We start from the raw sequence: 14192 nt of genomic DNA, 5'->3' as shown, positions 1-14192 counted from the left end.
CGACATCGCGGATGGGCGACCCGCTACCACCATGCTAAACCGGCGAGGCCTGCGATTAACTGTCTTTGGCTAGCGCGGACACCCGACGCCCGAGGCCGTGCTCACCACGTTGGTCGCCGACTGCGGGACGCCGGTGTCGGCAGCGCAATGGTGTCGTCGAGCCTGCGCTGCATTTCCGGAAGAGCCCGTTTTATCGGCAAGCGCACAGCAACCATCGCTGCGCTGAAAACACCTGTAGTACAAGATGATTAGTGTTTTTGATGACTGGTTTGGGGGGTGTGGAGGGTGTGATGCTTCGGTGGGGAACTCTTTGGTAGCGGGATGCGACTACTTAAATAGCGCAACCGAATTTGTTTCGCAGATCGGCGCGGGATGATCAAGGAGGGCAACTGGGACGTTCAGGCGGTGGCCGCGCAGAGCGCGCCGACGCAGAACGAGCGCCCGCTCAGCGGCTAGTAGCCCACCGAGTACCCCACCAACACGTTAGGAGAACACCCATGACGATCAACTACCAGTTCGGCGACGTGGACGCCGCCGGGGCGCTGATGGGCGCCCCGGTCGCCGCCGCGCGGGCCGAGCATCAGCCCATCATCCGCGATGTGCTGGCCACCGGGGATTTTTGGGGCGGCGTGGTGCTGGCCATCTTGGCGCTGGCGGCTTGCGCCTTAACGCCGTGGGCGTTGGCCTGGTCGTCGATCACCTGAAAGTTGCGGCCCAACTGGGTGATGAACTCTGGTAGCCCGCCGAGCCCGACCGACAGCGCGGTGGGCCGCCGCGGGTGGACACCACCAACACCCAACCGCAGGGTTTATCGCCGGCGAGGATTTTGCTGTTCCCGAGTGGGCCGCCAATCCTGTTATACGGCAACGTATTCCACCGCACCATCGTCGAGTACCACCCGCGCGCCACTGCCGTCGGGCGCGGCGGCCTCGGTGCGAAACACCGCCCGGCCCGGTTGGGTGCGCCAGATCAAGGTGGTCAGCGTCTCGCCGGGGAACACCGGGGCGCTGAACCGGGCGGCCATCGAGATGATGTTGGCCGCGACACCCTGGCCGAGTTCGGCGACCAGCGCGCGTCCGGCGAAACCGTAGGTGCACAACCCGTGCATGATCGGCCTGGGGAAGCCGGCCATCTGCCTGGCGAACCAGGGGTCGCTGTGCAGCGGGTTGCGATCACCGGAGAGCCGGTAGATCAGGGGCTGATCCTCCCGGGTGGGCAGCGCAATCCGGGCGTCGGGCTCACGGTCGGGGATCTCCGGTGCGGCCGGACGCCGGCCGGGCACTCCGCCGAAACCACCGCCACCGCGGATGACCAGCGTGGTGAGGGTTTCGGCGACCAGCGCACCCGATTCGGGGTCACGGCCGCGGGCGCGCAGCATGACGATGGCGTTCTTGCCTTCGCCTTTGTCCTGAATGTCGGTGACCTCGGAGACCACCGAGAGCTTTCCCGCCGCCGGCAAGGGGGCGTGCAACCGGATGCCCTGCGAGCCGTGCAGCAGCATGGCCCAGTTGAACGTTCCGATCTTCGCCGCCGCGCCGAAGGCTGGGCAGCAGATCACCGCATAGGTGGGCAGCACCTGCTGGGTGATGCCGTGGCTGTTCTCGGTGGTAAAGGACAGGTCTTCGGTGCCGGCGCCCACCCCGAGCGCGTAGAGCAGGGTGTCGCGGTCGGTCCACTCGACGAGCATCGGATCCGTCACCGCGCCGATGGCATTCGGGTCGATCGCCATGCGGGTCTCCTAATCTAGGTAATCTGTGCGGGAAAGCCCCGGTCAGGGGTGTGGTGGCGATAGCCCATAGTGTGGCGCGGGGACCGCTGGCCGGTCAGGGCAGGGGTCAGCGGCACAAGCACACCGGGCATCGGAGCCATTATTTCTTCATCCAACCGCGAAAACACACCACATCATCGCCGTCGGCAAGGCAGGCTATCGCCATGCCCACTCACACTGTCTGGAAAGCCACCCTCGCCCTCGTCGTCACCGTGGCCGTCGGCGCCTGTTCCGGCGGCAATCCGCACCCGCGGTCGATCACCTTGACGTTCATCCGGCATGCCCAGTCGCAAAGCAACGCCGAGAGCATCATCGACACCGAGGTGCCCGGGCCGGGCCTGACCGAGGAAGGCCGCGGGCAGGCGCGGCAGCTGGCCCATCAACTCGCCCGTAACGGCTACGACGCCGTTTATGCCTCCAGCATGGTCGAAACCCAGCAGACCGCCGCGCCGCTGGCCGAGGAGCTGGGCAAGCAGGTCGAAATCCTGCCCGGCCTGCGCGAAATCGACGCCGGCTGGTTTGACCGCAAGCCCCAATCGATGGCCAACTCCACCTATCTGCTTGCCCCCAAGGACTGGCTGAACGGCGACCGCCGAGACGCTATCCCGGGATCGATCAACGGCAACGAGTTCAACGACCGGTTTAGCGCCGCCGTCCAGAAAATCTACGACAGCCACCACAGCAAGCCGGTCGCGTTCTCGCACGGCACCGCGATCATGATCTGGACGCTGATGAACGTCAAAAACCCCAAGGACAGCCTGCTCACCAGTCATCCGCTGCCCACCGGTGGCCGTGTGGTGATCACCGGCAGCCCGACGGCCGGCTGGACGCTGGTGGATTGGGACGGCATCCGCGCCTTCAACTGAACGCCCCCCACGCGCCCGCCCGCCGCGTCACACGTCGGTTGACGGGCGCGGCCGGCGACGGCCACCATAGACGGCATGCGTTATCTCGTTACCGGCGGTACCGGATTCATCGGGCGCCGCGTGGTATCCCGTCTCCTGCAGGCCCAGGCCGGGGCCGAGGTCCGGGTGCTCGTCCGCCGCCGGTCCCTCGGCCGCTTCGAACGCCTCGCCAGCGGGTGGGATGAGCGGGCAAAACCGCTGGTCGGTGACCTGACACAGCCCGACCTCGGATTGACCGAGGACGCTGTCGCCGATCTCGGAGGCATCGATCATGTGGTGCACTGCGGTGCGATCTACGACATCACCGCCGGTGAGGCCGAGCAGCGCGCCGTCAACGTCGGCGGCACCCGAGCCGTGATCGCGCTGGCGCGGCGGCTCGACGCCACGCTGCATCACGTGTCGTCGATCGCGGTCGCCGGCGATTTCGCCGGCGAATACACCGAAGCGGACTTCGACGTCGGCCAGCAGCTGCCCACCCCGTATCACCAGGCCAAGTTCGACGCCGAGCTGCTGGTGCGCTCGACGCCGGGCCTGCGCTACCGCATCTACCGGCCCGCCGTGGTGGTGGGCGATTCACGCACCGGCGAGATGGACAAGATCGACGGGCCGTACTACGTCTTCCCGGTGCTGGCCCGGCTGGCCAAGTTGCCCCGGTTCATCCCGGTCGTGCTGCCCGACGCCGGGGGCGCCAATATCGTGCCGGTCGACTACGTCGTCGACGCGATGGTCGAGCTGATCCACGCCGCGGGCCGCGACGGCCAGACATTTCACTTGACCGCTCCGAACAACATTGGGCTGCACGGCATCTACCGAGGAGTCGCGAAGGCTGCGGGCCTGCCGCCGCTGCGCGGGCCGCTGCCGCGCGCGGTGGCGGCACCGCTGCTCAACGCGCGCGGCCGGGCCAGGGTGGTCCGCGATGTGGTGGCCGCCCAGCTGGGTGTGCCCGCCGAGGTCCTCGGCCTGCTCGACACCGCGCCCACCTTCACCTCCGATAACACCCGCAGCGCGCTGTCCGGCACTGGAATCCAGGTTCCGGAGTTCAACACGTACGCGCCCGCGCTGTGGCGGTACTGGGCTGAGCGCCTGGACCCGGATCGGGCGCGTCGCGATGATCCGGCCGGGCCGCTGGTCGGCAAGCACGTCATCATCACCGGCGCGTCCAGCGGTATCGGCCGGGCCTCGGCGATCGCGGTGGCCGCGCGGGGAGCCACGGTGCTCGCGCTGGCCCGCAACGCCGCGGCGCTCGACGAGCTGGTCGCTGAGATCCGCGCGAACGGCGGTCAGGCACATGCTTTCACGTGTGACGTCACCGACTCCGCGTCGGTGGAGCACACCGTCAAGGACATCTTGGGCCGCTTCGATCACGTCGACTATTTGGTCAACAACGCCGGCCGGTCGATCCGCCGCTCGGTGGTCAACGCCACCGAGCGGCTGCACGACTACGAGCGGACGATGGCGGTGAATTACTTCGGCGCGGTCCGGATGGTGCTGGCGCTGCTGCCGCACTGGCGCGAGCGGCGCTTCGGCCACGTTGTCAACATCTCCAGTGGTGGCGTGCTGGCGCGCAACCCCAACTACAGCGCATACCTGCCGACCAAGGCCGCCCTGGACATGTTCGCCGACGTGGTGGCCTCCGAGACCGTGTCGGATCACATCACCTTCACCAACATCCACATGCCGCTGGTGCGCACCCCGATGATCGAGCCGTCAGCGCGGCTGCCCCCGGTGCGCCCGATCAGCGCCGAACACGCCGCGGCGATGGTCGTGCGGGCGTTGATCGAAAAGCCGGTGCGCATCGACACCCCGCTGGGCACACTCGCCGAGATCGGCTACTACTTCGCGCCGCGGCTCTCACGGCGGATCCTGCACCAGCTCTACCTGGGCTACCCGGATTCCCCGGCGGCACGCGGCCTGGCGTCCCCCGACCCGGAGCCCGCGGCGGCGATCCGGGCCGCAACGGCCGAAGGAGCGGGCGCGGCAGCCAGCACGGGGCATGCGCGCCCGCGGCGCCGGCCGAAACCCCCGGTCCCCGCCATCACCGGGATGCGCGTTCCCGGGCTTGTCCAAAAAGCGGTCCGCCTGCTGCCCGGAGTGCACTGGTAATCCAGCGATCTCATCCAGCGATCCGGGGATGGCTCGCGCCCGGTATCCTTGCCGCGGTGAACGTCGTGGTGTCCCCGGTTTTCGCCGATGTGGACACCGGCGTCGACGACGCGCTGGCGTTGGTGTATCTGCTGGCCAGCCCGGACGCCGACCTCGTCGGTATCGCCTCGACCGCCGGCAATGCCGCGGTGGGGCAGGTTTGCGCCAACAACCTCGCGCTGCTCGAATTGTGCCGCGCCACCGAAATACCGGTGTCCAAAGGAGCCGACCAACCGTTGAGCTCCCCGCTGCGCACCGGTGAGAAAACCCACGGGATACGGGGGTTAGGGTATGCCGAGCTGCCATCCAGCAACCGCCGGCTCACCAGCTATGACTCCGCGACGGCCTGGGTGCGGGCGGCGCGCAGCCATCCGGGCGAGCTGATCGGTGTGGCCACCGGGCCGCTGACGAATCTGGCGCTCGCGTTGCGCGCCGAACCCGCGCTGCCGCGGCTGCTGCGCCGGCTGGTGATCATGGGCGGGGCCTACGACTACCGGGGCAACGCCACGGCGGTGGCCGAATTCAATATCAGCGTGGATCCCGAGGCCGCGGCCGCGGTGTTCACCGGCTGGGCCGCGGAGGCGAGCGAGGGAGGGCCGCGGGAACTCCCGATTGTGTGTGGATTGGAGCTGACCCGAAGGATCGTCATGACGCCGGAGATCCTCGGGAAGTTGGCGGCCGCCGCGGGCTCGAGGACGACGGTGATGAGCCCGGCGGACGAGCGCGGCACCCGCTCGACGGCCACCAACCCGCTGATCCGGGTGATCGAGGACGCGATGCGGTTTTACTTCGAGGCCTACCAGGACCGCGGCCACGGGTATCTGGCGCCCCTGCATGATCCGCTGGCCGCCGCCGTCGCGCTGGATCCGCAGCTGGTAGCCACCCAAGTGGCGACGGTGGACATCGAGCTGACAGGTAGCCTGACCCGCGGCATGACGGTTGTGGACCGGCTAGGTTGTTGGGGCCGAAATCCCAACGCGCAGCTCGGTATCGATGTTGATCCGGCGGCGTTCTTCGACCGGTGCATCCAGCGGGTTGGGCTGTTCGCTCGGCGGCTGGGCTCACCGGGGGTGCCCTGATCACGCTCGGTGCAAGCGAGCTACTCGTAGCGGCCCTCCAGATACCAGCGTCGCTGGCGGTAGCACAGCAGCAGCGCGATACCGGGGTCGCCCTCCAGCAACATCTGGGCGCGCGCGGCGCGGCCCCGCCGGGCCGCCCCGCGATCCGGATCCCACCACCGCTCGTCAACCGGCCAGGGTCCGGCCCACCAGCGCAGCTGGTTGTCTCGACCGTGGGCGATCAGCCGCGCCGGATCGGCGGAGAACAGCCCGCGGCTGGTTACCCTTACTGGATTGCCTTGAGCATCAAGCAAATCCACCGGATCGTCGAGCAGCACCGCCGGTGAGGGCTCGGGCAGCTGACCGGGCCACGGCCGGCCCGGGTCGGCTCGGGGCACCGGCGGATCCCCCAGCGGCGACAAGGTGATGCGCTCGGCCGGCCCGCGGCCCCCGCTGAGCACCGGTGCCTGCACCGCCTGGTGGCCGAGCAGGCTCTGCACCCGCGCCAGTGCCCGACGGGCCCGCAGCCTGTCGTCCTCACCGGGACCGCCCCACAACGGCAACTGCAGCGCCTCGCCGGAAACCACCTCCACCGCCTGCAGCCGTAACAGCACCACCGGGGCTGCGGGGCGATCGGCGGCGGTTCGATTGTGCAACCACCCATCCAGCTGCCAGCGCACCCGATCGGCGGTGGCATCCTCTGTCAACGGCTCGGCGCACCGCCATACCCGTTGCAGCTCTTCGCCATTGGCGGTGACGGCATGAATGGCCAGCCGGGTGCAGGCCACCCCGGCAGCCAGCAGCGTCTGATGCAATGTGGCCGCCAGCGAGCGCCCGGCAAACGCTGCGGCGTCAACCCGGTCGACCGGTGGATCGCAGCGCAGCACGGCCTCGAGCGCCGCCGGCGGCACCCGCCCCGACGGCGCGCGTTCCGGTTCGCCACAGGCGAATCGGTGCGCGGCCACCGCGTCGGCGCCGAACCGCGAAGCGACGTCGGCGCGCGCCAGCGCAGCGAACTGCCCAATAGTGCGAATCCCCATCCGCCACAGCAGATCCGTCAACGCTTCCCGCCCCGGACCGGACAAGCTGGGCTCGACGCAGAGTTGGCGGATCGACAGCGCCGACAGAAACCGCGCGTCTTCTCCGGGCTCCACTACACGGCCCGCACGCGCGGCGAACACCGCGGTGGACAACCGGTCGGCGATGCCGACCTGGCATTCGACGCCGACCGCGGCCACCGCGTCGGTCAACCGCTCGGCGGCGTGCTGCTCGGACCCGAAGAAGCGGGCCACCCCACGCACCGGCAACACCAGCAGTCCCGGCCGCAGCACCTCAGCGCGGGGCGCCAGCTCGGCTACCGCCGCGACTACCTTTTCGAAAAAGCGGGCGTCGCGGTCGGTGTCCGCCGTCACGGCGTGTAGTTGCGGGCAGCGGGCCACCGCGTCCCGCCGCCGCAACCCCCGCAGCACTCCTGCCGAACGCGCAGCCGATGAGCAGGCGATCACCCGGTTGGCCAGGGTTATCGCGACCGGGGCCGTCGCGGGCAGCCCCGCGGCCGCCGCCGCGGCGACCGCGGGCCAGTCCATGCACCAGAGCGCCAGGACCCGGGAAACCACCACGCCCACCTCACCCCGTCGGCGTCCGGACCGCCCGTCCCCCCACCCGGCGGACCTGAAGCCGCACCCCAGCGATCCGTCCGAAACCGGGAACGGCAGTGCCGCAGGTGGTCTCATAGCCGCAGACCCGGGCCTGCAGACGTATCGCCGTCCCGCGCCAGTCGCCGTCGGTGACTAGCAGGGTGCAGCCTTTATGACGGGCACGGGCTGCTACCGCGCGCGCCCGCGCCGGCGGCACCGAGCGACCGCTTAAGCCGAGAACAACCACATCCATCCCGTCCAGAAGCACCGCTGCCACCTCCACCGGATCGGTCCCGGGATCGGGAATCACCGCAAGCCGGCTCAGGTCCGCCCCCATCTCCACGGCGGCGAGCAGTCCGATATCGGGCTGCCCGACAAGGACCGTGTTCCCGCCCGCCGCAGTTACCGCGGCCACCATGCCCAGCAGCAGCGAGCGGGCCCCCGACAACACCGCCACCGTTCCCCGTGGCACCGCATCAGGCAGCACGTCTGCCAGCGCCTGCGGAATGGGCAACCGAGTTTCTGAGTCCAGAACGTCCCGGTCAGCGTGCCCTCGCCGCCCGGCACCGACCTTCCCGGACACCGCCGCCATCTGCCCGCGCAGCACCGTCAGCCGCTCGGCGAGGCCGCCATCCCGGTGGTCGCGAACAAGGAGCGCCGCCATAATCACCTCCGGCGTGACCCTCGAGCCAGGTTGGTCCACTGTTTTCGAATAAATGTTCGATCAATTGAGTAAACACCGCCTCCCCGACAACGTCAAGGGCCCCGAAGGCGAAGCTGGGCTCTTACGGGCTTTACGGGCTACTCCCACTCGATGGTGGCCGGCGGCTTGCTGGTGATGTCCAGCACCACGCGATTGACCTCGGGAACCTCGTTCGTGATCCGGGTCGAGATGCGCTCCAGCACCTCGTAGGGCACCCGGGCCCAGTCGGCGGTCATCGCGTCCTCGCTAGACACCGGCCGCAGCACGATCGGATGCCCATAGGTGCGGTCGTCACCTTGCACGCCGACCGAGCGGATGTCGGCCAGCAGGATCACCGGGCACTGCCAGATCAGGCCGTCCAGGCCGGCGGCGGTCAGTTCCTCCCGCGTGATCGCGTCCGCGCGCCGCAACGTGTCCAGCCGTTGGGCGGTAACCTCCCCGACAATCCGGATAGCCAGACCCGGGCCCGGAAAGGGCTGGCGCGCAACGATCTCCTCCGGCAGGCCTAACTCGCGACCGACCGCGCGCACCTCGTCTTTGAACAGCAGGCGCAGCGGCTCGACAAGTTTGAACTTCAAGTCGCCGGGCAGCCCGCCGACGTTGTGGTGGCTTTTGATGTTCGCGGCGCCGCTGCCGCCCCCGGACTCCACCACGTCCGGATACAGCGTGCCCTGCACCAGAAACTCGATGTTTTCGCCAGCAGCCCCAGAAGCACTGTCGCCCAGGATGTCTCGCACCGCGCTCTCGAAGGCCCGAATGAACTGCCGGCCGATGATCTTGCGCTTGCCCTCGGGCGAGGTCACCCCCGACAGCGCATCCAGGAAGGTCGCCGCCGCATCCACGGTGACCAGGTTGGCGCCGGTAGCGGCTACGAAATCGCGCTGCACCTGCGCGCGCTCTCCGGCGCGCAACAGGCCGTGATCGACGAAGACGCACGTCAACCGGTCGCCGATGGCGCGCTGCACCAGCGCCGCAGCCACCGCGGAATCCACACCGCCGGACAGCCCGCAAATCGCGCGGCCAGCACCGATCTGGTTGCGTACCTGCTCGATCAGTGCATCGGTGATGTTGGCTGCGGTCCACTGGGCACCGATCCCGGCGAACTCGTGCAGAAACCGGCTCAGCACCTGTTGGCCGTGCGGGGTGTGGATCACCTCGGGGTGGTATTGCACCCCGGCCAGGCGCCGCGTGCGGTCTTCGAAGGCCGCCACCGGCGAGCCCGGGCTGGTGGCCACCACGTCGAACCCATCCGGTGCCACGCTGACGGCATCCCGGTGGCTCATCCAGACCGGCTGGGTCTCGGGCAGCTCTGAATGCAATTCGCCGCCCAAAGTTTTCAGTTCGGTGCGCCCGTATTCGCTGGTCCCGGTGCGTTCGACGGTGCCACCGAGGGCCTGGGTCATGGCCTGAAAGCCGTAGCAGATGCCGAACACCGGCACGCCCAGCTCGAATAGCGCCGGATCAAGTTGCGGGGCCCCCTCGGCGTAGACGCTGGCCGGCCCACCGGAGAGCACGACGGCCCGCGGCCTGCGGGCCTTGATCTCCTCGATCGAGGCGGTGTGGCCGATGACCTCCGAAAACACCCGCGCCTCCCGGATCCGCCGGGCGATCAGCTGCGCGTATTGAGCGCCGAAATCGACGACCAGCACGGGGCGGGGCCCGGCAGTATCGAGGTCAGCGGATTCGGCCATTAGCAGCGAGTTTAGTGGCGCCGCGCGTCAGCCCTGAGCCGGTTTGTGCCCCAGCGCAGTCGGCTCTGCCCACACCGCCGGGCGCTTCTCTAAAAAGGCGGCCATGGCTTCCCGGGCGTCGGGAAGCTGGCTGGCCGCGGCCATCACTTCGACGGCATGCGCATAGGCTTTGGGCTGGTCGAGATCGACCTGGGCGTAAAACGCCGCCTTGCCCAGCGCCTTGGAGGCAAAGCTCCCCCGGGTGGCACGAGCCAGCAGATCGGTGGTGGCGGCGTCGAGCTGGTCGGGGGGGACCACCCGGTTGACCATGCCCCACTGCAGCGCGGTGTGGGCATCGATGGGGTCGCCGGTGAAGGCCATTTCCAACGCTCGCTTGCGCTCGACCGACCGCGCCACCGCGACCAGCGGCGTGTGGCAAAACCAGCCACCCTTCCCGCCGGGAAGAGCGAAACCCGCCTCGGTCGATGCCACCGCCAGATCGCACGAGCACACCAACTGGCAGCCCGCCGCGGTGGCCAGCCCCTGGACTTTCGCGATCACCGGCTGGCGGATCGACTGCATGCTCGCCATCAGCTCGGCGCAGACACCGAGAAGGTGACGCATAAAGCCGAGGTCTTGACCCACCATGTCGGCGAAGTCGTGGCCGGCGCAAAACACCGGGCCCGCGCCGGCCAAGATGACTCCGCTGCAGTCCGAGGCGCCGGCGACCCGAAACGCGTCGATCAACTCCAGCATGTGATCGAGGGACAACGCGTTGCGGCGCTCGGGGCGGTTCATGCAGATGGTGACGAACCGGTCACCGTCGACGGTGATATGCCGATAGCTCATGGTGTGGCCCTCTCCGGAGCGGAGCGTCGGTCGTGTGCCTCCCCCTTGAACGGCGATCTCTCAGACTACCCGCAGACTACCCGCGCGGGTGTTTCATGGGCGCGCCGGCGCGCCTGATATATAGGTGAAGACGTGCATTCGCTGACTTCATGCCCGGATTCGCGCCGGGGAACGCGTCCGCGCTTGGTCCGAGGATGCGCAATCAAGAGATCGACGTGATACTGGCCTAGCCGCGTACTGGCCGCGGACTGGACTGGCCAGTGCCACCCAAGCGGGCATGCTGACGCGGTGCCGCCCGACCTGCCCGGGAAGCGAGGTCCAATGCTGGGTCTGCCGAATACCGTGCGCGCCTGTCTGTTTGACCTCGACGGTGTGCTCACCGACACCGCGAGCGTGCACGCCAGGGCGTGGAAGGCCACGTTCGATGAGTACCTTTCCCGGCGGGCCGAGCGCACCGGCGAGAAGTTCGTCCCCTTCGACGTGGACACCGACTACCTGCGATACGTGGACGGCAAGAAGCGCGAAGACGGCGTGCGGTCATTTCTGGACAGTCGCGGCATCCGGCTGCCCGACGGCGGCCCGGACGATCCCCCCGACGCCGAGACCGTGTACGCGCTGGGCCGCCGCAAAAACGACATGTTCCAGAAGACCTTGCATGAGGATGGGGTCGCGGTGTTCGAGGGCTCGCGACGTTACCTCCAGGCGGTCACCGACGCCGGCCTCGGCGTGGCGGTGGTATCCGCCAGCGCCAACACCCGCGAGGTGCTGCAGGCCAGCGGTTTGGACAGGTTTGTCCACCAGCGAGTCGACGGCGTGACCCTGCGCGAGGAGCACCTCGCCGGCAAGCCCGCGCCGGACTCGTTTTTGCGCGCCGCCCAGTTGCTCGACGTCACCCCCGATGCGGCGGCGGTCTTCGAGGACGCGGTGTCCGGCGTGGCGGCGGGCCGGGCGGGCAACTTCGGCTTCGTCGTCGGGGTGGACCGGGTGGGCCACGCCGAGGAGTTGCGCCGCAACGGCGCCGACGTCGTGGTGACCGACCTTGCGGAACTGCTGGAGGCCTGATCATGATCACCGAGGAAGCCTTTACCGTCGAACCCTGGCACGTCCGCGAGACCCGGCTGGACTTGAACATCCTGGCGCAGTCGGAGTCGGTGTTTGCGCTGTCTAACGGCCACATCGGGTTACGGGGCAACCTTGACGAGGGCGAGCCGTGGGGGCTGCCGGGCACCTATTTGAACTCTTTCTACGAAGTTCGCCCGCTGCCGTACGCCGAGGCCGGCTACGGGTATCCGGAGGCCGGCCAGACCGTTGTCAACGTCACCAACGGCAAGATCCTGCGGCTGTTCGTCGGCGACGAGCCGTTCGATGTCCGCTACGGCGAATTGATCAGCCACGAGCGGGTTCTCGACTTGCGGGCCGGGACACTGACCCGCCACGCGCACTGGCGCTCACCGGCGGGCAAGCAGGTCAAGGTCTGCTCCACCCGGCTGGTGTCGCTGGCGCACCGCGCCGTCGCCGCGATCGAGTACATCGTCGAAGCGCTCGACGAATTCTGCCGGATAACGGTGCAATCCGAGCTGGTGACCAACGAGGATCAGCCGGAGTTCTCGGGGGACCCGAGGGTGGCGGCCGTCTTGGAGCACCCATTGGAGGCCGTCGAACACGAGCAGATCGGCCAGGGAGCGCTGCTGATGCACCGGACCAAGGCCAGCGGACTGATGATGGCCGCGGCGATGGACCATGAGATCGAGGTGCCCGGCCGGGTCGAAGTCTCCACCGACGCCCGCCCGGATCTGGCCCGGACCACGGTGATCTGCGGGCTTCGCCCGGGGCAGAAACTGCGCATCGTCAAATACCTCGGTTACGGCTGGTCGAGTCTGCGCTCCCGTCCCGCGCTGCGCGATCAGGCCGCCGCTGCGCTGACCGGCGCCCGCTATTCCGGCTGGCAGGGGCTGCTGGACGCGCAGCGCGCCTACCTCGACGACTTCTGGGACAGCGCCGACGTCGAAGTCGAGGGCGATCCGGAAAGCCAGCAAGCCGTGCGGTTCGGGCTCTTTCACCTGTTGCAGGCCAGCGCGCGCGCCGAGCGGCGCGCGATCGGGGCCAAGGGACTCACCGGCACCGGCTATGATGGGCACGCCTTTTGGGACACCGAGGCCTTCGTGTTACCGGTGCTCACCTATACCGCCCCGCGCGCGGCCGCCGACGCGCTGCGGTGGCGGGCATCGATACTGCACCTGGCCAAGGAGCGCGCGGCCCAGCTCGGTCTTGCCGGCGCGTGCTTCCCCTGGCGCACCATTCGCGGGCAGGAATGCTCGGCCTACTGGCCGGCCGGCACCGCAGCCTGGCACATCAACGCCGACATCGCGGCGGCATTCGAGCGCTACCGGGTGGTCACCGGGGACGACTCGCTGGAAAAGGAGTGCGGCCTGGCGGTGCTGGTCGAAACCGCGCGACTCTGGCTGTCGCTCGGACACCACGATCGCCACGGCGTTTGGCACCTCGACGGAGTGACCGGCCCCGACGAGTACACCGCCGTCGTTCGCGATAACGTGTTCACGAACCTGATGGCGGCGCACAATCTGCGCACTGCCGCCGAGGCGTGCACCCGCCATCCGGACGCGGCACACGCGATGGGTGTCAGCACCGAGGAGATGGCCGCCTGGCGCGACGCCGCGGACGCGGCGCACATTCCCTACGACGACGAGCTGGGCGTGCACCAGCAATGCGAGGGCTTCACCACCCTTGCGGAGTGGGACTTCAAAGCCAACACGACCTACCCGTTGTTGCTGCACGCGCCGTATGTCCGGCTCTACTCGGCCCAGGTGATCAAGCAGGCCGACCTGGTGCTGGCGATGCAATGGCACAGCCACGCGTTCACCCCCGAGCAGAAGGCCCGCAACGTCGACTACTACGAACGGCGCACGGTGCGCGACTCGTCGTTGTCGGCCTGCACCCAGGCGGGGATGTGCGCGGAGGTCGGGCATCTGGATCTTGCGCACGACTATGCCTATGAGGCGGCGCTGATCGACCTGCGCGACCTGCACCACAATACCCGCGACGGCCTGCACATGGCGTCACTGGCCGGCGCCTGGATTGCGCTGGTCGCCGGCTTCGGCGGGGTACGCGACGACGAGGGTGTGCTATCGCTGAACCCGGCCCTGCCTGATGGCATCTCGGATCTGCGGTTTCGGTTGCGCTGGCACGGGTTTCGGCTCACCGTCCATGTCACCCACGCCGATGTCACCTACACCCTGCGCGATGGGCCGGGCGGTTCGCTGACCATCCGCCATGCCGGCGAGGATCTCACGCTGAGCACGGATGCGCCCTCGACCGTTGGCCTGCAACCCCGGGTGCCCTTGCTGCCGCCCCCACAGCAGCCGCCGGGCCGTGAGCCGACACGCCGGAGGCTCGTCAGGCCTCGGGCGCCCGCGGTCAGCCAGGTGGACTGACGGCGCAT

The 14192-nt window shown here is 68.7% G+C and carries 10 protein-coding genes and 2 pseudogenes; 6 read left to right on the top strand and 6 right to left on the bottom strand.

Annotated elements, in window-relative coordinates:
• Positions 1–497: 497 nt before the first annotated feature.
• Positions 498–629 (top strand): annotated as a pseudogene (locus tag MSM1_RS11545) (type VII secretion protein EsxI); the annotation flags it as partial.
• Here MSM1_RS11545 and MSM1_RS21830 read toward each other — a convergent pair.
• Both MSM1_RS21830 and MSM1_RS11540 read right to left on the bottom strand, forming a co-directional pair.
• A pseudogene (locus MSM1_RS21830) lies at positions 581–730 on the bottom strand (hypothetical protein); the annotation flags it as partial. The pseudogenes MSM1_RS11545 and MSM1_RS21830 overlap by 49 nt on opposite strands.
• 126 nt (positions 731–856) lie before the next feature.
• Complete coding sequence (locus MSM1_RS11540) at positions 857–1729, bottom strand: MaoC family dehydratase (protein WP_213442285.1); 873 nt, start codon at positions 1727–1729, stop codon at positions 857–859.
• 203 nt (positions 1730–1932) lie between these two features.
• Between MSM1_RS11540 and MSM1_RS11535 the strand changes: the two genes are divergently transcribed.
• The 3 genes from MSM1_RS11535 (at position 1933) to MSM1_RS11525 (ending at position 5894) form a co-directional block, all read left to right on the top strand.
• Entirely contained in the window at positions 1933–2634 is a 702-nt protein-coding gene (locus tag MSM1_RS11535; RefSeq protein ID WP_213442283.1) for a histidine phosphatase family protein, read from the top strand.
• Positions 2635–2709: 75 nt separating this feature from the next.
• Positions 2710–4776, top strand: a complete 2067-nt coding sequence (locus MSM1_RS11530; RefSeq protein WP_213442280.1) for an SDR family oxidoreductase — start codon at positions 2710–2712, stop codon at positions 4774–4776.
• Positions 4777–4841: 65 nt separating this feature from the next.
• Positions 4842–5894: a nucleoside hydrolase gene (locus MSM1_RS11525; RefSeq protein ID WP_307857386.1), complete on the top strand. Its 1053-nt coding sequence runs from the start codon at positions 4842–4844 to the stop codon at positions 5892–5894.
• Between the two features lie 20 nt (positions 5895–5914).
• On the opposite strand, the gene MSM1_RS11520 is transcribed toward MSM1_RS11525, so the two are convergent.
• The 4 genes from MSM1_RS11520 to MSM1_RS11505 form a co-directional block, all read right to left on the bottom strand.
• The gene (locus tag MSM1_RS11520; RefSeq protein WP_213442908.1) at positions 5915–7459 is read right to left on the bottom strand and encodes a DNA polymerase Y family protein; all 1545 of its coding nucleotides are present in this window, start codon (positions 7457–7459) and stop codon (positions 5915–5917) included.
• 40 nt (positions 7460–7499) lie between these two features.
• Positions 7500–8174: a hypothetical protein gene (locus MSM1_RS11515; protein ID WP_213442278.1), complete on the bottom strand. Its 675-nt coding sequence runs from the start codon at positions 8172–8174 to the stop codon at positions 7500–7502.
• A 137-nt stretch (positions 8175–8311) separates the two neighbouring features.
• On the bottom strand, positions 8312–9904 hold the full coding sequence (guaA, locus tag MSM1_RS11510; RefSeq protein ID WP_213442276.1) for a glutamine-hydrolyzing GMP synthase: 1593 nt from the start codon (positions 9902–9904) through the stop codon (positions 8312–8314).
• 27 nt (positions 9905–9931) lie between these two features.
• Positions 9932–10732 (bottom strand): enoyl-CoA hydratase-related protein, encoded by an 801-nt coding sequence (locus tag MSM1_RS11505; RefSeq protein WP_213442274.1) that lies wholly within the window; start codon positions 10730–10732, stop codon positions 9932–9934.
• Positions 10733–11053: 321 nt separating this feature from the next.
• Between MSM1_RS11505 and MSM1_RS11500 the strand changes: the two genes are divergently transcribed.
• Positions 11054–11794, top strand: a complete 741-nt coding sequence (locus tag MSM1_RS11500; protein ID WP_213442272.1) for a beta-phosphoglucomutase family hydrolase — start codon at positions 11054–11056, stop codon at positions 11792–11794.
• A gap of 2 nt (positions 11795–11796) precedes the next feature.
• A complete protein-coding gene (locus MSM1_RS11495; RefSeq protein WP_213442270.1) occupies positions 11797–14184 on the top strand; it encodes a glycoside hydrolase family 65 protein in 2388 nt (795 codons plus the stop codon).
• The last annotated feature ends 8 nt before the right edge of the window (positions 14185–14192 follow it).

This window comes from Mycobacterium sp. SM1 (genome assembly GCF_018361265.1).
Taxonomy (GTDB): domain Bacteria; phylum Actinomycetota; class Actinomycetes; order Mycobacteriales; family Mycobacteriaceae; genus Mycobacterium.
Note: the sequence above shows the minus strand (reverse complement) of the source record. Positions and strands in the feature narration are given on the sequence as shown.

Coding starts and splice junctions, on each gene's coding strand:
- MSM1_RS11540 (WP_213442285.1), bottom strand. CDS start 1,729: ATGGCGATCGACCCGAATGCCATCGGCGCGGTGACGGATCCGATGCTC.
- MSM1_RS11535 (WP_213442283.1), top strand. CDS start 1,933: ATGCCCACTCACACTGTCTGGAAAGCCACCCTCGCCCTCGTCGTCACC.
- MSM1_RS11530 (WP_213442280.1), top strand. CDS start 2,710: ATGCGTTATCTCGTTACCGGCGGTACCGGATTCATCGGGCGCCGCGTG.
- MSM1_RS11520 (WP_213442908.1), bottom strand. CDS start 7,459: ATGGACTGGCCCGCGGTCGCCGCGGCGGCGGCCGCGGGGCTGCCCGCG.
- MSM1_RS11515 (WP_213442278.1), bottom strand. CDS start 8,174: ATGGCGGCGCTCCTTGTTCGCGACCACCGGGATGGCGGCCTCGCCGAG.
- guaA (WP_213442276.1), bottom strand. CDS start 9,904: ATGGCCGAATCCGCTGACCTCGATACTGCCGGGCCCCGCCCCGTGCTG.
- MSM1_RS11505 (WP_213442274.1), bottom strand. CDS start 10,732: ATGAGCTATCGGCATATCACCGTCGACGGTGACCGGTTCGTCACCATC.
- MSM1_RS11500 (WP_213442272.1), top strand. CDS start 11,054: ATGCTGGGTCTGCCGAATACCGTGCGCGCCTGTCTGTTTGACCTCGAC.
- MSM1_RS11495 (WP_213442270.1), top strand. CDS start 11,797: ATGATCACCGAGGAAGCCTTTACCGTCGAACCCTGGCACGTCCGCGAG.